We start from the raw sequence: 19,522 nt of genomic DNA on the forward strand, positions 1-19,522 counted from the left end.
GGCCCGACAGGCATCGACCCAGACAGAGGCCCACCATGATCTACGCACAACCCGGAACCCCAGGCGCCGTTGTTTCCTTCAAACCGCGCTATGGCAACTTCATCGGCGGCGAGTTTGTCGCGCCGGTCAATGGCGAATACTTCACCAATACCTCGCCGGTGAACGGTGAGGTGATTGCCGAGTTCCCACGCTCCAGCGCCGCCGACATCGACAAGGCCCTCGACGCGGCACACGCCGCTGCGGATGCCTGGGGCAAGACCTCGGCCCAGGACCGTTCGCGGGTGCTGCTGAAAATCGCCGATCGCATCGAACAAAACCTGGAAATCCTCGCCGTCACCGAAACCTGGGACAACGGCAAGGCCGTGCGCGAAACCCTGAACGCCGACGTGCCATTGGCTGCCGACCATTTCCGCTACTTTGCCGGGTGCATTCGCGCCCAGGAAGGCGGCGCTGCGGAGATCAATGAACTGACCACCGCCTATCACTTTCACGAGCCTCTGGGCGTGGTCGGGCAAATCATTCCATGGAATTTCCCGCTGCTGATGGCGGCCTGGAAACTTGCCCCGGCCCTGGCCGCCGGTAACTGCGTCGTGCTCAAACCGGCAGAACAGACGCCACTGTCGATCATGGTCTTCGCTGAGCTGATCGCCGATTTGCTACCGGCGGGCGTGTTGAACATCGTCCAGGGCTTCGGTCGTGAAGCCGGCGAAGCGCTGGCCACCAGCAAGCGCATCGCCAAGATCGCCTTCACCGGTTCCACCCCGGTCGGCGCGCACATCATGCATTGCGCCGCCGAGAACATCATCCCGAGCACCGTCGAACTGGGCGGCAAGTCGCCGAATATCTTCTTCGAAGACATCATGAACGCCGAGCCGCAGTTCATCGAAAAAGCCGCTGAAGGCCTGGTGCTCGCGTTCTTCAACCAGGGCGAAGTCTGCACCTGCCCATCGCGGGCGCTGGTGCAAGAATCGATCTACGAGCCGTTTATGGCCGAGGTGATGAAGAAGATCGTCAAGATCAAACGCGGCAACCCGCTGGACACCGAAACCATGGTCGGCGCCCAGGCGTCGGAGCAGCAATACGACAAGATCCTCTCGTACCTCAAAATCGCTCAGGAGGAGGGGGCCGAACTCCTCACCGGTGGCGCCGCCGAACGGCTTCAAGGTGACCTGTCCAGCGGCTATTACATCCAGCCGACGCTGCTCAAGGGCCACAACAAGATGCGCGTCTTCCAGGAAGAAATCTTCGGTCCGGTGGTGGGTGTCACCACCTTCAAGGACGAAGCTGAAGCGCTGGCGATTGCCAACGACAGCGAGTTCGGCCTCGGTGCCGGCCTCTGGACCCGCGACATCAACCGCGCCTACCGCATGGGCCGGGCGATCAAGGCCGGGCGCGTGTGGACCAACTGCTATCACCTGTACCCGGCGCACGCCGCGTTCGGTGGCTACAAGAAGTCCGGCGTCGGTCGGGAAAACCACAAGATGATGCTCGATCACTACCAGCAGACCAAGAACCTGCTGGTCAGCTACGACATCAATCCGCTGGGGTTCTTCTAACCCTCGAACACACCGTAACCCCTGTGGGAGCTGGCTTGCCCGCGATGAGGCCTGCACATTCAACATTGATGTTGACTGTCACGCCGCCATCGCGGTCAAGCCTGCTCCCACAGGGGTACTTCGGTGAATTTGAAAGTCCCGTACACCCCCTACCAACGCACCCCGCCATCTCCTTCGAAAGTAGCATTCGGGCGCCCGATGCCCCGTGCATTAATGGCTTTACCGGAATCGCCCGGCACAAGAAGAGGATTGACCCATGTGGACTAAACCCGCGTTTACCGATCTGCGCATTGGCTTCGAAGTGACGATGTATTTCGCCAACCGTTGATTGCTCACCCGGCCAGCCGTCGGGTTGGCCGGGCCTGCCTTTTGGAGCCTCATCCATGCACATTCGCGTTCTCGGCTCGGCTGCTGGTGGCGGTTTCCCGCAGTGGAATTGCAATTGCCACCAATGCGCCGGGATGCGCAATGCCAGCCTGCGGTCACAACCGCGCACCCAGTCCTCGATTGTCCTGAGCGACAACGGTGTGGATTGGGTGCTGTGCAATGCTTCGCCGGACATTCGTGCGCAGCTTGCGAGTTTTCCGCTGTTGCAACCGGCTCGCCAGTTGCGTGACAGCGCCATCGCGGGTGTCGTGCTGCTCGACAGCCAGATCGATCACTGCACCGGCTTGCTGAGCCTGCGCGAAGGCTGTCCGCATGCCGTCTGGTGTACCGAACGGGTTCACCAGGACCTGAGCAGCGGCTTCCCGCTGTTCAACATGCTGCGCCACTGGAACGGCGGGCTGCAGTGGCAACCGATCGGCCTGGATCGTCAGCCGTTCAGCATTCCTGCCTGCCAGCACTTGCGCTGGCGGGCGATTCCCTTGGTGAGCAACGCACCGCCGTACTCACCCAATCGCGGCCATCCGCAACCGGGCGATACGATCGGCTTGTTCATTGAAGACCGACGCAGCGGTGCATCGCTGTTTTATGCGCCGGGGCTGGGGCAAGTCGATGACGAAGTGCTGGGCTGGATGCAGCGTGCCGATTGCCTGCTGCTGGACGGCACTTTGTGGCGTGACGACGAAATGCGCGTCTGCGAAGTCGGCCAAAGTCTGGGCAGCGAAATGGGCCACCTGTCGCAAAGCGGCCCCGGCGGCATGCTTGAGGTGCTCGAAGGTTTTACCCGCCAGCGCAAGGTGCTGATTCACATCAACAACACCAATCCGATCCTCGATGAAGACTCGGCCGAGCGGGCCTTGCTGGAACGGCGTGGAATCGAAGTGGCTTATGACGGCATGAGTATTGAGCTGTAGCGGATGGCCCCATTGCGGGCAAGCCACGCTCCCACTGTTGATCGCGTGAACCTGTGGGAGCGTGGCTTGCCCGCGATGAGGCCAGACCCGGCAGCACAAATCCATCGGAGAACCGCAATGACCGGCACTGCAATGACCCCCACCGAATTCGAAGCCGCCCTGCGCGCCAAAGGCGCCTACTACCACATCCATCACCCGTTTCACCAAGCCATGTACGCCGGCCGCGCGAGCCGCGAGCAGATTCAGGGCTGGGTCGCCAATCGCTTCTATTACCAGGTGAACATTCCGCTCAAGGATGCCGCGATCCTCGCCAACTGCCCGGACCGCGACGTGCGCCGTGAGTGGTTGCAACGGATTCTCGACCATGACGGCGTGCCCGGCAGTGAAGGCGGCATCGAAGCCTGGCTGCGTCTGGGTGAAGCGGTGGGGCTGGATCGCGAACAGATTCTGTCCCAGGAACGGGTGCTGCCTGGCGTGAGGTTCGCCGTCGATGCCTATGTCAATTTCGCCCGTCGCGCCTGCTGGCAGGAAGCGGCGAGCAGTTCGCTGACCGAGCTGTTCGCCCCGCAGATCCATCAGTCCCGACTCGACGCTTGGCCGACGCATTACCCGTGGATCGACGTTGCCGGTTATGACTATTTTCGCAACCGTTTGAGTCAGGCCCGACGCGATGTGGAGCACGGCTTGCGCATTACCTTGGCGCACTACGTCACACGCGAGGCGCAGCAACGCATGCTCGAGATCCTGCAATTCAAACTCGATGTGCTGTGGAGCATGCTCGACGCCATGAGCATGGCCTACGAGCTGGAGCGTCCGCCTTATCACACCGTCACGGCCGATAAAGTCTGGCACCGGGGGATTGCCCTGTGAGCCTGATCCAACGCGGGTGGTTGCCGTCGTTGCGCCAGGGCTTTCGTTTGCAATGGGAGCCCCGCCAGGACTGTCACGTGCTGCTGTACCCCGAAGGCATGATCAAACTCAACGCCAGCGCCGGGCAGATCCTCGATCTGGTGAATGGCCGGCGCAGTGTCTCGGCGATCATAGAGCGACTGACCGCGAACTTTCCCGGCGTACCAGGGATTGATGAGGATGTGCTGGCATTCCTGGAGGTGGCTCATGCGCAATTCTGGATTGAATGATTCACCCGTCGGCCCACCGCTGTGGCTGTTGGCCGAGCTGACCTACCGTTGCCCGCTGCAATGCCCGTATTGTTCCAACCCGCTGGATTTTGCCCGGCATGGCGAGGAGCTGAGCACCGAGGAGTGGATTCGGGTGTTTCGTGAGGCCCGCGAAATGGGGGCTGCGCAATTGGGGTTTTCCGGCGGTGAGCCATTGGTGCGACAGGACCTGGCCGAACTGATCAAAGCCGCGCGAGACATGGGCTACTACACCAACCTGATCACCTCGGGCATCGGCCTGACCGAGCAGAAAGTCCGCGACTTCAAGGTGGCCGGGCTGGACCATATCCAGATCAGCTTTCAGGCGGCTGACGAAGCGGTCAATAACATGCTCGCCGGCTCCCGCAAGGCCTTCGCCCAGAAACTGGCCATGGCCCGCGCGGTGAAAGCCCAGGGTTATCCCATGGTGCTGAACTTCGTCACCCATCGGCACAACATTGATCAGATTGCACAGATCATCGACTTGTGTCTTGAGCTGGAAGCGGATTTTGTCGAGTTGGCCACGTGCCAATTCTACGGCTGGGCCGAACTCAATCGCGTCGGCCTGCTGCCCACCCGCGAGCAACTACAGCGCGCCGAGCGCATCACCAACGAGTATCGCGCGCGGCTTGAGGCCCAGGGCCATCCGTGCAAGCTGATCTTCGTCACCCCGGACTATTACGAAGAGCGCCCCAAAACCTGCATGAACGGTTGGGCCAATCTGTTTCTCGACATCACCCCGGACGGTACCGCGCTGCCTTGCCACAGCGCCCGTCAGTTGCCGGTGCAGTTTCCCAATGTGCGAGAGCACAGCATTGAGCACATCTGGACTGATTCGTTTGGCTTCAACCGTTTTCGTGGCGATGACTGGATGAAGGAGCCGTGCCGCTCGTGCGATGAAAAGCACAAGGACCTGGGCGGCTGCCGTTGCCAGGCGTTCATGCTCACCGGCGATGCCGCCAATGCCGACCCGGTGTGCAGCAAGTCGCCGCGCCATGGCGTGATCCTCAAGGCCCGGGAAGAAGCCGAAGCCGTGGGGCAGGGCATGGAACACCTGACGTTGCGCAACGAAAAGGCTTCGCAGCTGATCTACCGCGGATGAATCTGGCAACACCAATCCCTTGTAGCAGTGAGCCTGCTCGCGATAGCGGTTTAACATTCAGCATCTTTGTTGGCTGACACTCCGTCATCGCGAGCAAGCTCGCTCCCACAGTGTTCTTTGGTCTGATTGCATTCGCAGCCGGATGGTTTAGTGTGGGTTCTATCTTCCAAAACAATAAAAACAGGCTTTCCAATGAGCCAGAGTCTCAGCCCGCTGCGTAAGTTCGTGTCTCCAGAAATCATCTTCGGTGCCGGCTGTCGGCACAATGTCGGTAATTACGCCAAGACCTTCGGTGCCCGCAAAGTCCTGGTGGTCAGCGACCCCGGGGTGATTGCCGCCGGTTGGGTCGCCGACGTCGAGGCCAGCCTGCAAGCCTTGGGTATCGATTACTTCCTGTACGCCGATGTCTCCCCCAATCCGCGGGTCGAAGAAGTGATGCTCGGCGCCGAGCTGTACCGGGAAAACCATTGCGATGTGATCGTCGCCGTCGGCGGTGGCAGCCCGATGGATTGCGGCAAAGGCATCGGCATTGTCGTTGCTCACGGACGCAGCATTCTCGAATTCGAAGGCGTGGACACCATCCGCGTGCCCAGCCCGCCCCTGATCCTGATTCCGACCACCGCCGGCACGTCGGCTGATGTGTCGCAGTTCGTGATCATTTCCAACCAGCAAGAACGCATGAAGTTCTCCATCGTCAGCAAAGCAGTGGTGCCGGACGTCTCGTTGATCGACCCGGAAACGACCCTGAGCATGGACCCGTTCCTGTCGGCGTGTACCGGCATCGATGCGTTGGTGCACGCCATCGAAGCCTTTGTCTCCACGGGCCACGGGCCACTGACCGATCCCCATGCACTGGAAGCGATGCGGTTGATCAACGGCAACCTGGTGCAAATGATTGCCAACCCGACAGACATCGCCCTGCGCGAGAAGATCATGTTGGGCAGCATGCAAGCCGGGCTGGCGTTCTCCAACGCGATTCTCGGCGCGGTGCACGCCATGTCCCACAGCCTGGGCGGGTTCCTCGATCTGCCCCATGGCCTGTGCAACGCGGTGTTGGTGGAACATGTGGTGGCGTTCAATTACAGCTCGGCGCCGGATCGCTTCAAGGTAATCGCCGAGACCTTCGGCATCGATTGCCGTGGCCTGAACCACCGTCAGATCTGCGCGCGACTGGTGGAGCATCTGATTGCGCTCAAACACGCAATCGGCTTCCACGAGACCCTTGGCTTGCACGGGGTCAGTACGGCGGACATTCCGTTCCTGTCGCAACACGCCATGCACGACCCGTGCATCCTGACCAATCCGCGCGAATCCAGTCAGCGTGATGTCGAGGTCGTCTATGGCGAAGCCCTCTGACGATCAGCAACGGGCACTGGCGGGGTTACTCGGGTTAGGCAGCCATTCGGCGCGCAAGAGCCATTACCCGGAACTGGCCGCGCGGCTCGACGAGCTGGAAGCCGAGCGCAATCGCTACAAATGGTTGTTCGAAAACGCGGTCCAGGGGATTTTCCAGGCCAGCCTGCACGAAGGCATGCGGGCCGCCAACCCGGCGTTGGCGCACATGCTCGGCTATCAGGACCCGCAAGAGGTGCTGTTTTCCCTGGCGGACCTGGCGAGCAACCTGTTTGTCGGCGGGGCCAGTGAGCTGGAAAACATCGGCGAAATCCTCAAGCATCAACGCAGCCTGCACGGCTATGAAACCCAGTTGCGGCGCAAGGACGGCAGCAGCCTCGATGTCTTGATGAACCTGTTGCTCAAGCCCGATCAGGAAGGCCTGGTTGAGGGGTTCGTCGCCGACATCACCGAACGCAAACAAGCCCAGCAGCGTTTACAACAACTCAACGATGAGCTGGAGCAACGGGTCGCCGCGCGCACCGATGAATTATTGGAAGCCAACCGCAACCTGCAACAGCAGATCACCCAGCGCAAGCAGATCGCCGAGGCTTTGCGCGATGCCCGCGACGCCGCTGAGGCCGCCAATCGCAGCAAGGACAAATACCTCGCGGCGGCCAGTCACGACCTGCTGCAACCGCTTAACGCTGCGCGCTTGCTGATCTCGACGCTGCGTGAACGAAAGCTGCCTGACGTTGAACAGGTCCTGGTCGAGCGTACTCATCAGGCGCTGGAGGGGGCCGAAGATTTGCTCACTGATTTGCTGGATATATCCCGGCTCGATCAGGCGGCGGTCAAACCCGACGTTGCCCTTTATCGTCTCGACGAATTGCTCGGGCCGCTGGTGTCCGAATTTCAGTCGGTCGCCGAAGCGGCAGGGTTGAACCTGCGCGTGCAGGTGGGCGAGTACGCCATCAGCACCGACCTGCGCCTGATGACGCGCATCCTGCGTAACTTCCTCAGTAACGCCTGCCGCTACACCGACGAGGGCAGCATCCTGCTGGGCGCAAGGCGTCGCGGCGAGATGCTGCGCCTGGAGGTCTGGGACACCGGGCGTGGCATCGCCGCGGACCGACTGGATTCGATTTTCCTGGAGTTCAACCAACTCGACGTCGGACGCGCCGCCGACCGCAAAGGTGTGGGGTTGGGGCTGGCCATTGTTGAGCGCATCGGCAAGATTCTCGGTTATCGGATTGGGGTTAAATCGGTGCCGGGACGAGGGTCGATGTTCAGCATCGACGTACCGATTTCCCATGAGGTGCCGCTGCCGATCAGTCAGGCTGCGCCTCAGTTGACCACGGGCAATCCCTTGCCGGGCCGACGCCTGCTGGTGCTGGACAACGAAGTCAGCATTCTCGAGAGCATGAGCGCGCTGCTTGGGCAGTGGGGGTGCGAGGTGGTCACGGCCACGGATGAATCCTCGGCGCTGGCGGCGCTGCGTGGGCAAGCGCCGGAACTGATCCTGGCGGACTATCACCTCGATCATGGCGTAGTGGGCTGCGATGTGGTCAGGCATTTGCGTGAGCATTACGGCCAGGTGATTCCGGCGGTAATCATCACGGCGGACCGCACGGATCAGTGTCGACGCTCATTGCAGCGACTCGGCGCGCCGCTGCTGAACAAGCCGGTGAAACCCGGCAAGCTGCGTGCGGCGCTGAGTCAGATGCTCGGGTAATGGCGTTATCCGAGCGCGCGATACTGCAGGCTGAACCCAAGCTCCGCCGACTGACCTTGCTCCAGCAACCGTAACCCTGGCCGGCCGGGCAGGTGATGCGCGTTGACGGGATGGCTCACCGGTTCGATGCAGAAAAACTCCAGACCGACCGGGCAGTAGAGCAGGTAGTAATCGCTGCCGGTGGCCTGGCATTCCAGCGCATAACCGAGGTCAGGTTGCTGGATCAGGCAATGGCCGTCCCAGTGGCAGAAACCGTTGTCGACCAGGGAGGCGGGTAAGGCGCGCGGTTGACGGAAATCCCAGTCAGTGGGCAACTCGATCAACTCGGTTGGCAGTTTCGAACCATCGCATAACCAGACTTTCTCGGCCTTGGCCTGTAGCTGCGTGTTCGACGTGCGCGGACAGTAGGGGTGCAAACTGAGGCCATGCCACGCGGCGCGGTCGGCCAGGTGGGTGACCTGTAATTCGATGCTCAACTGGCCCTTGCACAGATGAAACCGCTGCCGGGCGCGATAGACGAACGGCGTGCTGCTGTCGAGTTGCAGGACCACTTCGTTGGCCGATTGCGACACCACTTGCCACGGTTGCTGCCAGGCGCTGCCGTGAATGGGCAGCGGATCGGTGAGGCTGTTGGGCGTCAACGCCAGCCAGCCCTCGGGGCAATCGAAACCACCCTCGGCGATGCGGTTGGACCACGGCACCAGGGGATAGCAGCCGAGTTTGCCCGGCAGGCCGGTGTTCAGCGCATGGGCGTCAGTGTGACGGAGCAGCGGTTGGCCGGTGCTGCGAACCGTCCAGTTGACGAGGCTGCCGCCGAGCTCGGGGGCGAGGGTGAGGTGGGTCAGTTCGTCTTCGAGTTCGAGAAGCGTCATTGTCATTGTGAAATGCCTGGCTCAATGGGGACATTGTGGCGAGGGAGCTTGCTCCCGCTCGGCTGCGAAGCAGTCGCCAATACAGCTGCCTCGATACAAATGAAAGATTGTCGGGGCCGCTGCGCGACCCAGCGGGAGCAAGCTCCCTCGCCACATGGGAAGGCGCTTATTTTCTTCATTCAGTCAGGGAACATTGAACAGCGGTTCCGGCAACCCGGTAACACCCGGATCGAGGGCAAACACGCCACCGGCCAGGGACTGCTCATCTTGGTCGTCACCGGGGCGAATCGAGGTCACAAACAGCGTGTCCAGGCGGCTGCCACCGAAGGCGCACATGCTGGGTTTCTTCACCGGGACGGCGAGGGAGCGATCCAGTCGGCCGTCAGGGGTAAAGCGGTGAATCAACCCGGCGTCATTACCGCAGATCCAGTAGCAACCGTCGGCATCCACCGCCGCACCGTCAGGGCGACCGGGGAACTGGTTCATGTCGACAAACAGCCGCCGATTGGACGGCGTGCCGCTGTCGATGTCGTAGTCAAAGGCCCAGATTTTCTGAACGAGGGGATGCGAGTCGGACAGGTACATCGTCCGCCCATCCGGGCTGAAACCCAGGCCGTTTGGAACGATAAACCCGCCGAGTTGTGCCTCCAGCGGCCCTCGTTGACCGGCGCTGTAGCGGTAAAGCGTGCCGTCAGCCGCGTTGGCGCCCATGTTCAACACCATGCTGCCCGCCCAGAAACGCCCCTGACGGTCGCAACGACCATCGTTCAGGCGCATGTCCGTGCGGGCGTGGTCGACGTGGGCGAGCAATTGACAGTCGAGGCTGCCGTCGGTGTGCGGGTGCAGATGGAAAAAGCCGCTTTCCATCCCGGCTACCCAGCCACCGTCACGGTGGCGGGTGATGCACGCGAGCATTTCCGGCGCGGTCCACGTATCGACGTGTCCGCTGGCGGCACTCCAGCGTTGCAGGGCGCCGGCAGGAATATCGACCCAGTACAGGGCGTTTTCCTCGGGGACCCACACCGGGCATTCACCGACAGCGTTTCGGGCATCGACAATCAATTCGGCTTGCATGGCCACTCATTCCCTTGGTTTTTTGTTGTTGGGGGTCAGTCGCCGAACGGGCCCGACGCGACAAACGCACCACCTTGGTAAACCATCGCCGGGTCATCAGCGGCCGGCATCGGTTGGGTCTCGATTTTTTCGCGGAATACTTCGGAGTTGTCCTGTGGTTGATAACCCAGGCCGGATGCGAAACGGTTGTCCCACCAAACGTGCTTGTTGTCGGACACGCCATACACCACGGTGTGGCCGACGTTCGGGGCGTACAAGGCGCATTCCAGCAATTGGGTCAGGTCGCCGAAGCTCAACCACGTGCTCATCATGCGGCGGTTTTGCGGTTCCGGGAACGATGAGCCGATACGCACGCTGACGGTCTCGATGCCGTAGCGATCGAAGTAAAAACTGGCCATGTCTTCGCCGTAGGACTTGGACAAACCGTAGTAGCTGTCCGGACGACGTGGGGAGTGTGCGTCGATGACCTGGTCTTGCTTGTAGAAACCGATGACGTGGTTGGAGCTGGCGAAGATCACGCGCTTCACACCGTGGCGGCGCGCGGCTTCGTAGATGTGGAACACGCCGCAGATATTGGCGCCGAGGATCTGCTCGAATGAGTGCTCGGTCGACACACCGCCAAAGTGCAGGATCGCATCCACGCCTTCGACCAATTGATGCACGGCTTGCTTGTCTGCCAGATCGCACGGCACGATTTCTTCGCGGTCATCAATCGCCGGAGCGAGGTCGACGATGTCCGACAGGCGAATCACATTGGCATAGGGGCGCAGGGTTTCGCGCAAGACTTTACCCAGGCCACCGGCGGCACCGGTCAGCAGCAGGCGATTGAAAGGGAGGCGGGTGGTCGTAGTAGTCATGGGAATCCTGGACAAACAGTTGTTGTTATTGAGTCGTTGTAGGTTGTCGTACGACTTTGCTGAAGTATCGTAAGGGTCTCCGGGTCTTGTCAACGCGACGTTGGTTGAAATGGACGGAGGGTCAATTCCTGATCGGAAAACCATCCTTGCAGGAGTGAGCCTGCTCGCGATGGCGGTGGATCAGTCAACCAAAGTGCTGATTGAAAGATAGCTATCGCGAGCAAGCTCGCTCCCACAGGGTCGGTGTTACAACAGCGAAATCGGGTAGTTGATGAAAATGCGGTTCTCATCGAACTCGTTGGTGCTGAAGCTCTTGCGAATGCTCGCGTTGCGCCATTTCACGTTGAGGTTTTTCAACGGCCCGCTCTGTACGGTGTAGGCCAGTTCGGATTCACGGCCCCATTCTTCGCCGTCGGTGATCTTCCCGGTGTGCACGTTATCACCGCTGATGTAGCGGTTCATCAGGGTCAGGCCAGGAACGCCGAGGGCGACGAAGTTGTAGTCGTGACGCACCTGCCAGGATTTTTCCTTGGCGTTATCGTAGCTGGAGTTGTAGCTGTCGTTGGCCAGGGTGCCGCCGCTGGTCCCGTTGACGCGCATCCATTGATCGTCACCGGTGAGTTTTTGCAGGCCGACGTAGAAGGTGTTGCCGCCGTATTTGGCCGAGAGCAGGGCGAACGCGGTTTTGTTGTCGAGATCGCCGGCCAGGGCGCTGCCGTTTTCCTTACCGATGAAGTAACCAAGGTTGGCGCCGAGGGTCCAGTCGCCAAGCGGTTGGGTGTGGTTCAGGTTGAAATACTGTTGCTGGTAGATGTCGCTGAGCTCGTCGTACCAGACGCCGATCTGGGTGTGTTTGTCGTTGAACGTGTATTCGCCGCCGCCGAAGTTGAAACGATCTGAAGTAATGGACGCGGATTTACCGTTCATGAACATGTCTTCCATGCTCGAGTCATTGCGCGGGCTGTTTTTCTGGAACTGGCCGCCATACAGCGTCAGACCGCTGATCTCGCTGGACGTCACCTGGCCACCGCGGAAGGTTTGCGGCAGGGAACGACCATCATCGGAGCGCAGGATCGGTAGCACCGGCATCCAGTCACCGATCTTCAACTCGGTCTTCGACAGGCGGGTCTTGAACGCTACGTCGGTGCGACCGAAGGTGTCCGCCGGGCGGCCATCATGGTCCAGCGGCAGCAGTTGGGTACCGCCGGTGCCTTTACCGCCATCGAGCTTGACCGAGTACAGTCCCAGCACATCCAGGCCGAACCCGACGGTGCCCTGGGTGAAACCGGATTTGGCGTCGAGGATGAAGTTTTGCGTCCACTCTTCAGCCTTGCCCTGCGGATACGCCGGGTTGGTGTAGTTGCGGTTGAAGTAGGCGTTGCGCAGGTTCAGCGTGGCCTTGGCGTCGTCGGTGAAACCTTCGGCATGGCCGGCCATCGGCAGGGCGAGGGCCAGGCCGCTGCAACCAATGAGGCCCAGGGTATGACGGCGTTTGAACATCGGATGTGGGGTGCAGGCGGACGAATTGCGGACGAGCTTGCTCACAGTAACGCTCCCAGACTTCTTGTTGTTTTTATTTTTGTTATACGTCGTCGTACAACATTGGCGGCGATTATTTGCGAGGGTTTGAGGGCTTGTCAATCAGAAGTTGTACGATGACATGGTGCCATGGGTCAGGACGCCGAAAAACCTGTGGGAGGGCTCAGCTGGAGATCATGGGGGGCAGGGTGCCGAGGAGGGACACTGCTGCGACTGCACCCATCCCCAGCATCCATTCGAGGATTACACTGGTTTTGAGTGTCGACAGACGCTGCTCGCAATCGTTGATGCGCAGGCGATTGAACAGCGCCAAACCGAGCATCGCCGCAATCAGCGCCACCTTCATCAACAGGATCAACGCAAAACCAGTGAACAACGGCGTCGGCCAGAACACTCCGGTCAGGACCCGAACATTGATCAACCCGGTGATCAGCAGCCCCGCCACCAAGGCGTAACCGACACCACTAAAGCGCTGCAATATCGCTTTGACGGGCTGCTCTGCCGGTTGACGCAAGATCATCACCAACAGCATCAAACCACCGAGCCAGGCACCCACGCAGGTCAGGTGAACGACTTGATTGAGCATCAACAACTGGCCATTGAGCCCGTCCAGCATGGCGCCGTGACCGACCGGTGCGAGGGTCGCCAGCAACAGGCTGGCGAGGCCGATTCGCAGCGGCTTGTTGGCCCGCCAAGGGCTCATCAGCAACGCCACCAGCATCCCATTGAGCAACAAGTGCCAGCGCCAAACCTGGCCAAAAAACGTGTTGCCCAACACCAGGTGCAGGGTCGACGGATCGAATGCCGCTTCCCATGCTCCGGCCATGCTCGCGGTGATCAGCAGCAACCAGGCAACGCCGCTGGCCAATGCCACGGCGGCCAGCCAGCGACTGGTCAACGCCAGCTTGCGATCAAGGTGCTCAGCGTTGCCATTGAGCAGCAAGGGCCGAAACACCCACGCCCCGAACAGCATCAGCACCATGGTGAAATGCACAAAGCGACACAGCACCATCGCGCTCGTCATGAATTACTGGCCAACGTTGAAGCTGTAGGCGCCTTCGCTTTTGTGGGTGTCGACGGACACCGCGTGCCACTCGACTTTATAGGTGCCTGCGGTCAGCGGTGCGGCAGGCGTAACGACCAGGGTTTTCTTGTCACTGCCTTCGGTGGCGAGACTCTTCACCGGCACTGCGGCGCCGTCCTTGGTGAGCGTGACCTTGGTGAAGGTCGCTTCAACGCCTTCGGAAAACTCCAGGCGCAACTCCGCTGGCGCGCTCACGGTGCTGTCGGCGGCCGGGGTCTGGCCTTTGAGATGGGCGTGAGCCCACACCGATGAAGCGGCCAGCAGCGAGCCGAGGAGGGCGGTGGTGACCAGGGCTTTCTTGAGCATCGTGAATACCTCTGAGGCAGGTTCGAAGTGGCGCCAGTTTACCCGCCGACAGCTGAGTGTCGAAGTTTCGTTTTAGCCTGTCGCCCTGACGTGGAGCCGGATGCTAGTCTTGGTCAACGCTGGCGTCAGGGAGCCCTCATGGGCAATCACAAGATCGGGATTCGTCGCAGTAACGTCGAGAAAATTCTGCTGGGGGCGGAAAAGGTCTTCGCCGAAAAAGGCTTTGGCGGCACCGCCATGGCCGACATCGCTGCCGAAGTGCAACTGCCACGCTCCAACCTCCATTACTACTTCAGCACCAAGACCGAGCTGTACAGCGCCGTGCTGTTCGATCTGCTGGAAGTGTGGAAGCAGGACGCGTTGTGCTTCGAGATGTTCGACGATCCGCGCGTGGTACTCAGCAGCTACATCCGCGCCAAGATGAACCACTCACGCAGCCGGCCTTACGGGTCGAAAGTCTGGGCCAACGAAATCATCCACGGCGCGCCGACACTCGGTGAGGCGCTGGACGCCAGCCTGTATGACTGGGCGAAGATGAAAGAAGCGAAAATCCGTCAGTGGGTGGATGACAAACGCATCCTGCCGGTGGAGCCTTCGAGCCTGCTGTACATGATCTGGGCGTCGACCCAGCACTATGCGGACTTTGATCATCAGGTGAATATCTTGAATGATCACCAGCCGCTGTCGGACATGCAGTTCGAGCGGGCGGTGCAGACGGTGACCAGCGTGATTTTGCGGGGGATCGGGTTGGAGCCTTGAGCCTGTGGTGATGCTGCCGGCCCCATCCCGAGCAGGCTCACTCTTACCTTGGAACGCATTTCAACTGTAGGAGTGAGCCTGCTCGCGATGGGGCCAGTTCAGGCTCAGCAAATCTCAGACCGCTACATGGTACGGATTCCTCGGATCATGATTCCAATCCAGAAACGGCTTGCCCGTGTCCATCGGCACCATCTCGATGCAGTCCTGCACCGGGCAGGTGATCTGGCACAGGTTGCAGCCCACACACTCCTCATCAATCACTGAATACTGATGCGTCCCGTCCGCCTGCTTCACGCTGGCAATCGCCTGGTGCGACGTATCCTCGCAAGCAATGTGACAGCGACCACACCCGATGCACGCCTCCTGATCAATCTTGGCGATCACCTGATAGTTGATATCGAGGTACTTCCAGTCCGTGGTGTTGCCCACCGCCCGCCCGGAAAATTCCGAAATGCTGGCGTAGCCCTGACTGTCCATCCAGCGTGACAGACCGTCCTTCATTTCCTCGACAATCCTGAAACCGTGCAGCATCGCCGCCGTACATACCTGCACCGAACCGCTGCCCAACGCAATGAATTCCGCCGCATCGCGCCAACTGCCAATGCCGCCAATGCCAGAGATCGGCAGGCCCTGGGTCTGCGGGTCACGGGCGATTTCGGCGACCATGTTCAGCGCAATCGGCTTGACCGCCGAGCCGCAATAACCGCCATGAGTGCTTTGGTTACCCACGACCGGGTTGGCGACCATGCGCTCCAGATTCACGCTGGTGATCGAGTTGATGGTGTTGATCAGCGACACCGCATCTGCGCCCCCGCGATGGGCCGCGCGGGCGGCGACGCGGATGTCGGTGATGTTCGGCGTGAGCTTGACGATCACCGGCAGCGAGCAATACGTCTTGCACCAGCGGGTCACCTGTTCGACGTACTCCGGCACCTGGCCGACCGCCGCGCCCATGCCGCGTTCCGGCATGCCGTGGGGACAGCCGAAGTTCAGTTCGATGCCGTCGGCGCCGGTGGCTTCTACCAGTGGCAGGATGAATTTCCAGGATTCTTCGACGCAGGGCACCATCAGTGAAACGATCAGCGCGCGGTCCGGCCAGTCCTTTTTGACCTGAGTAATTTCCCGCAGATTGATCTCCAGCGAGCGGTCAGTGATCAGCTCGATATTGTTGAAACCCACCACCTCACGGTTGGCGCCGAAATGCGCCGAGTAGCGCGATGACACGTTGACCGCCGCCGGGTCTTCACCCAGGGTTTTCCAGACCACGCCACCCCAACCGGCCTCGAAGGCACGGACCACGTTGTAGGCCTTGTCGGTCGGTGGCGCGGAGGCCAGCCAGAACGGATTGGGGGCTTTGATGCCGGCGAAGACAATCGAGAGATCGGCCATTTACGCAGCCTCCACGTTGAGCATCAGTTGAGCGTTGATCGCCTCGGCGGCGCGTTTGCCGTGTTGCACCGCTTGCACGGTGAGGTCCTGATCGAGGCTGGTGCAGTCGCCGCCGGCATACACGCCGGGGATGCTGGTGCGCAGCTGTTCGTCCACTTCAATCCGCTCGCCCTGACGCTTGAGCTCACGGGCCAGCGGGTCGGCGAGGGCGCTGCCGTCAAAGGCCTGGCCGATGGCTTTGAAGATGGCGTCAGCGGCCAGTTCGAAGGTTTGCCCGGTGGTTTGCAGGCGACCCTCCACCAGATGGGTGCGGGCGAAGCGCATGCCGCGCACCTTGCCTTGGTCGTCGAGCAGCACTTCTTCCGGCTGCGCCCATGTCAGTAAACGCACTTGATTGGCCTTGGCGATGTCCTGTTCGTGACCGGTGGCGCCCATGTCTTCCACGCCACGGCGGTACACCAGATTCACATCGCGAGCGCCGAGACGGGCCATTTGCACGGCCATGTCGATGGCGGTGTTGCCGGCGCCGAGGACGATGCAGTGGTCCGCCAGCGGCAGTTGAGTCAGGTCATCGGCCTGGCGCAGTTCGCGAATGTAATCGGTCGCCGCGATCAAACCGGGCGCCTCTTCGTGGGCCAGGCCGAGTTGTTTGCTGGCATTCAGGCCGAGGCCGAGAAACACCGCGTCGAATTGTTGATGCAAGTCGCTGAGGCTCAAGTTGTCGCCGAGCTTTTGCCCGTGGCGGATTTCGATGCCACCGATTTGCAGCAGGAACTCCAGCTCCTTCTGCGCGTAGTCATCCACCAGTTTGTACTTGGCAATCCCGTATTCGTTGAGGCCACCGGCCTTTTCCCGGGCTTCGAAAATCACCACGTCATGGCCGTGCATGGCGCTGCGGTGCGCACAGGACAAACCGGCCGGGCCGGCCCCGACCACGGCGATGCGTTTGCCGGTTGAGGGCGCACGCGAGAAAGGGTGTTCGCTGAAGTGCGCGTTGTCGACGGCGTAGCGTTGCAGCAAGCCGATCAAGACCGGTGCGCATTCATGGTCGTTGTTGCGCACGCAGGCTTGCTGACAAAGGATTTCCGTCGGGCACACCCGAGCGCAACTGCCACCGAGGATGTTCGCCGAGAGGATTTTCTGCGCGGCGCCCTGAACGTTTTCCTGATGGATATTGCGGATGAAAGACGGGATGTCGATCTCGCTGGGACAGGCGTTCACGCAGGGCGCGTCGTAGCAATACAGGCAACGCGAGGCTTCCAGATGGGCCTGGCGGTCGTTGAGCGGCGGCGCCAGGTCGGTGAAATGGCCGGCGAGGGCGGCGGCATTCTCGTAAGGATGCGGAAGGTGGTTCAGGGTCTTGATCACGGTAGTGGCCTCACGGTGATGGAGGTGCTGCCTCTGTCGGGCATTGGTTTTTTTGTTGTCAGGGCTGCCGCCATCGCGGGCAAGCCACGCTCCCACATTTGAAATGCATTCCCCTGTGGGTGCGTGGCTTGCCCGCGATAGGCTGAAGGCCGCTTTCAGCGTTTCACAGCAGTAGGCCTGTTCAACTCAGCCCGCTTGCTCAGCAAATCAAACACCGCCGGATACGCCGGCCGTTCGACATACCGCCCCGCCCCCCGCTCGGCGCGCAAGTCGCCATCGGCCCAGACCACGCGGCCCTGGCTGACGGTGTGGCTCGGCACGCCGCGCACGGTCTTGCCTTCAAAGATGTTGAAGTCGACCTGCTGGTGATGGGTTTTGGCTGAAATCGTCCGCGTGCCTTCCGGGTCCCACAGCACCAGGTCGGCATCGGCACCGACCCGAATCGCGCCTTTGCGTGGGTAGAGGTTGAAGATCTTCGCGGTGTTGGTGGACGTCAGCGCCACGAAGTGCTGCATCGACAGGCGCCCGGTGTTGACCCCTTCATGCCAGAGCACCGCCATGCGGTCTTCGATACCGGCGGTGCCGTTGGGGATTTTGCTGAAGTCGTCGCGGCCGGCGGCTTTTTGTTCGGCGCAGAAGCAGCAATGGTCGGTCGCGGTGGTGTGCAGATTGCCGGACTGCAAGCCATGCCACAGTGCCTCTTGATGGCCGCGAGGACGGAAGGGCGGGCTCATCACGTAACCGGCGGCGGTCTGCCAGTCCGGGTGTTGGTAAACGCTGTCGTCCAGCAGCAGATGCCCGGCCAGCACTTCGCCGTAGACTTGTTGACCCTTGCTGCGGGCGTAGGTGATTTCGTCGAGGGCTTCTTTGGTCGAGACATGCACCAGGTACAGCGGCGTGCCCAACGTCTCGGCAATGCGGATCGCCCGACTGGCGGCTTCGCCTTCAACCTGCGACGGACGCGACAGTGGATGCGCTTCCGGTCCGGTGATGCCCTGCGCCATCAACTTGCGTTGCAGGTGATAGACCAGTTCGCCATTTTCGGCATGCACAGTGGGCACCGCACCCAATTCCAGGCAACGCTCAAAACTCGCCACCAGCGTGTCGTCGGCGGCCATGATCGCGTTTTTGTACGCCATGAAGTGCTTGAAGCTGTTGACCCCGTGGTGGTTGACCAGCTCCGCCATCTCCTCGCGCACCTGCTCGCTCCACCAGGTGATCGCGACATGGAAGCCGTAATCCGACGCCGACTTCTCGGCCCAGCCGCGCCACTGGTGAAACGCTTCCATCAGCGATTGCTGTGGATTGGGAATCACGAAGTCAATGATCGACGTGGTACCACCGGCCAGTCCCGCCGCCGTGCCACTGAAAAAGTCTTCGCTGGCCACGGTGCCCATGAAGGGCAATTGCATGTGCGTGTGCGGATCGATGCCGCCGGGCATCAGGTACTGGCCGCTGCCGTCGAGCACTTCGGCACCTGCCGGAACATCAAGATTATCGCCAATGGCTTTGATCACGCCGTCGGCGCAATAGACGTCGGCGCGATAACTTTCATCATGGGTAACAACGGTGGCGCCACGGATCAACAGAGACATTCCGAGTTCCTCGCAGGCAATGACCGGCTTATGCCGGTTCTAGGTGTTTTATATGAAACTGTCGCCAACAGGTGTATTCCTGTCAGTGCTGTCAGGAATTGAAGCTAGTCTGAGTTTATGAATTCAGCAAGAATATTTTTTATAAGCTTATGACTGTTTTAAATAATTGATTAATAACGATTAAATCAATAATTCACCAAAATGGTGAGGCTTCTCACCATTTTGACGCACTTGACAGGTTCCAAAAATAGACGAGATTTTCTATGTGAAATCAGCCGCTTGAAGATGGTCTATGGTTGATGCGCAACGTTTCAAAAAAGTTTGATGCACCAGTTTGAGTCCTGACGGTTCGGACAACGTGGCTGGCAAGCAGCCTGAGTGAACAGGCATACCGTCCGGGACTTGCCGGATATATGAATAAAAACAGTTGGTTGTAACGTTTTATGGAACTGCCCGATGCGTAATCGAGTGGCCCGGCACGTTTATTGATGCCCCGGCT

Annotated in this window: 18 protein-coding genes; 9 read left to right on the forward strand and 9 right to left on the reverse strand. The window is 60.5% G+C overall.

Going from position 1 to position 19,522, the window contains the following annotated elements; translation table 11 throughout:
- Positions 1 to 35: 35 nt before the first annotated feature.
- The 8 genes from D882_RS0111055 to D882_RS0111085 all read left to right on the forward strand — a co-directional run bounded on the left by D882_RS0111055 (position 36) and on the right by D882_RS0111085 (position 8,180).
- A complete protein-coding gene (locus D882_RS0111055; protein WP_027923297.1) occupies positions 36 to 1,556 on the forward strand; it encodes an aldehyde dehydrogenase family protein in 1,521 nt (506 codons plus the stop codon).
- Between the two features lie 256 nt (positions 1,557 to 1,812).
- Positions 1,813 to 1,884 (forward strand): pyrroloquinoline quinone precursor peptide PqqA, encoded by a 72-nt coding sequence (pqqA, locus tag D882_RS1000000131990; protein WP_003253598.1) that lies wholly within the window; start codon positions 1,813 to 1,815, stop codon positions 1,882 to 1,884.
- 55 nt (positions 1,885 to 1,939) lie between these two features.
- Positions 1,940 to 2,854, forward strand: a complete 915-nt coding sequence (gene pqqB, locus D882_RS0111060; RefSeq protein WP_027923298.1) for a pyrroloquinoline quinone biosynthesis protein PqqB — start codon at positions 1,940 to 1,942, stop codon at positions 2,852 to 2,854.
- A 117-nt stretch (positions 2,855 to 2,971) separates the two neighbouring features.
- Complete coding sequence (gene pqqC / locus D882_RS0111065; protein WP_027923299.1) at positions 2,972 to 3,724, forward strand: pyrroloquinoline-quinone synthase PqqC; 753 nt, start codon at positions 2,972 to 2,974, stop codon at positions 3,722 to 3,724.
- The gene (pqqD, locus tag D882_RS0111070; RefSeq protein WP_027923300.1) at positions 3,721 to 3,993 is read left to right on the forward strand and encodes a pyrroloquinoline quinone biosynthesis peptide chaperone PqqD; all 273 of its coding nucleotides are present in this window, start codon (positions 3,721 to 3,723) and stop codon (positions 3,991 to 3,993) included. Before pqqC ends, pqqD begins: the two co-directional genes overlap by 4 nt.
- Positions 3,971 to 5,113: a pyrroloquinoline quinone biosynthesis protein PqqE gene (pqqE, locus tag D882_RS0111075; protein WP_027923301.1), complete on the forward strand. Its 1,143-nt coding sequence runs from the start codon at positions 3,971 to 3,973 to the stop codon at positions 5,111 to 5,113. The genes pqqD and pqqE overlap by 23 nt, the downstream gene beginning before the upstream one ends.
- A 192-nt stretch (positions 5,114 to 5,305) precedes the next feature.
- Entirely contained in the window at positions 5,306 to 6,469 is a 1,164-nt protein-coding gene (gene ercA / locus D882_RS0111080; protein WP_027923302.1) for an alcohol dehydrogenase-like regulatory protein ErcA, read from the forward strand.
- Positions 6,453 to 8,180: a NahK/ErcS family hybrid sensor histidine kinase/response regulator gene (locus tag D882_RS0111085; protein WP_027923303.1), complete on the forward strand. Its 1,728-nt coding sequence runs from the start codon at positions 6,453 to 6,455 to the stop codon at positions 8,178 to 8,180. The genes ercA and D882_RS0111085 overlap by 17 nt, the downstream gene beginning before the upstream one ends.
- A 5-nt stretch (positions 8,181 to 8,185) precedes the next feature.
- Here the strand turns inward: D882_RS0111085 and D882_RS0111090 are convergent, their stop codons facing one another.
- The 6 genes from D882_RS0111090 to copC all read right to left on the reverse strand — a co-directional run bounded on the left by D882_RS0111090 (position 8,186) and on the right by copC (position 13,912).
- The gene (locus tag D882_RS0111090) at positions 8,186 to 9,058 is read right to left on the reverse strand and encodes an aldose 1-epimerase (RefSeq protein ID WP_027923304.1); all 873 of its coding nucleotides are present in this window, start codon (positions 9,056 to 9,058) and stop codon (positions 8,186 to 8,188) included.
- Between the two features lie 177 nt (positions 9,059 to 9,235).
- The gene (locus D882_RS0111095; protein WP_027923305.1) at positions 9,236 to 10,126 is read right to left on the reverse strand and encodes an SMP-30/gluconolactonase/LRE family protein; all 891 of its coding nucleotides are present in this window, start codon (positions 10,124 to 10,126) and stop codon (positions 9,236 to 9,238) included.
- A 35-nt stretch (positions 10,127 to 10,161) separates the two neighbouring features.
- Positions 10,162 to 10,983, reverse strand: coding sequence for an NAD(P)-dependent oxidoreductase (locus tag D882_RS0111100; protein ID WP_027923306.1), 822 nt, complete (start codon positions 10,981 to 10,983; stop codon positions 10,162 to 10,164).
- A gap of 246 nt (positions 10,984 to 11,229) precedes the next feature.
- Complete coding sequence (locus tag D882_RS0111105) at positions 11,230 to 12,528, reverse strand: OprD family porin (RefSeq protein ID WP_027923307.1); 1,299 nt, start codon at positions 12,526 to 12,528, stop codon at positions 11,230 to 11,232.
- A 157-nt stretch (positions 12,529 to 12,685) separates the two neighbouring features.
- Positions 12,686 to 13,546 (reverse strand): copper homeostasis membrane protein CopD, encoded by an 861-nt coding sequence (gene copD, locus D882_RS0111110; protein ID WP_027923308.1) that lies wholly within the window; start codon positions 13,544 to 13,546, stop codon positions 12,686 to 12,688.
- A 3-nt stretch (positions 13,547 to 13,549) separates the two neighbouring features.
- Positions 13,550 to 13,912 (reverse strand): copper homeostasis periplasmic binding protein CopC, encoded by a 363-nt coding sequence (copC, locus tag D882_RS0111115; RefSeq protein ID WP_027923309.1) that lies wholly within the window; start codon positions 13,910 to 13,912, stop codon positions 13,550 to 13,552.
- Between the two features lie 138 nt (positions 13,913 to 14,050).
- Between copC and D882_RS0111120 the strand changes: the two genes are divergently transcribed.
- Entirely contained in the window at positions 14,051 to 14,671 is a 621-nt protein-coding gene (locus tag D882_RS0111120; protein WP_027923310.1) for a TetR/AcrR family transcriptional regulator, read from the forward strand.
- A gap of 114 nt (positions 14,672 to 14,785) precedes the next feature.
- Here the strand turns inward: D882_RS0111120 and preA are convergent, their stop codons facing one another.
- The 3 genes from preA to hydA form a co-directional block, all read right to left on the reverse strand.
- The gene (preA, locus tag D882_RS0111125; protein WP_027923311.1) at positions 14,786 to 16,060 is read right to left on the reverse strand and encodes an NAD-dependent dihydropyrimidine dehydrogenase subunit PreA; all 1,275 of its coding nucleotides are present in this window, start codon (positions 16,058 to 16,060) and stop codon (positions 14,786 to 14,788) included.
- On the reverse strand, positions 16,061 to 17,428 hold the full coding sequence (locus tag D882_RS0111130; protein WP_027923312.1) for an NAD(P)-dependent oxidoreductase: 1,368 nt from the start codon (positions 17,426 to 17,428) through the stop codon (positions 16,061 to 16,063).
- Positions 17,429 to 17,583: 155 nt separating this feature from the next.
- The gene (gene hydA / locus D882_RS0111135; protein ID WP_027923313.1) at positions 17,584 to 19,023 is read right to left on the reverse strand and encodes a dihydropyrimidinase; all 1,440 of its coding nucleotides are present in this window, start codon (positions 19,021 to 19,023) and stop codon (positions 17,584 to 17,586) included.
- Positions 19,024 to 19,522 lie beyond the last annotated feature (499 nt).

The organism is Pseudomonas sp. URMO17WK12:I12, assembly GCF_000514395.1.
Lineage (GTDB): Bacteria > Pseudomonadota > Gammaproteobacteria > Pseudomonadales > Pseudomonadaceae > Aquipseudomonas > Aquipseudomonas mucoides.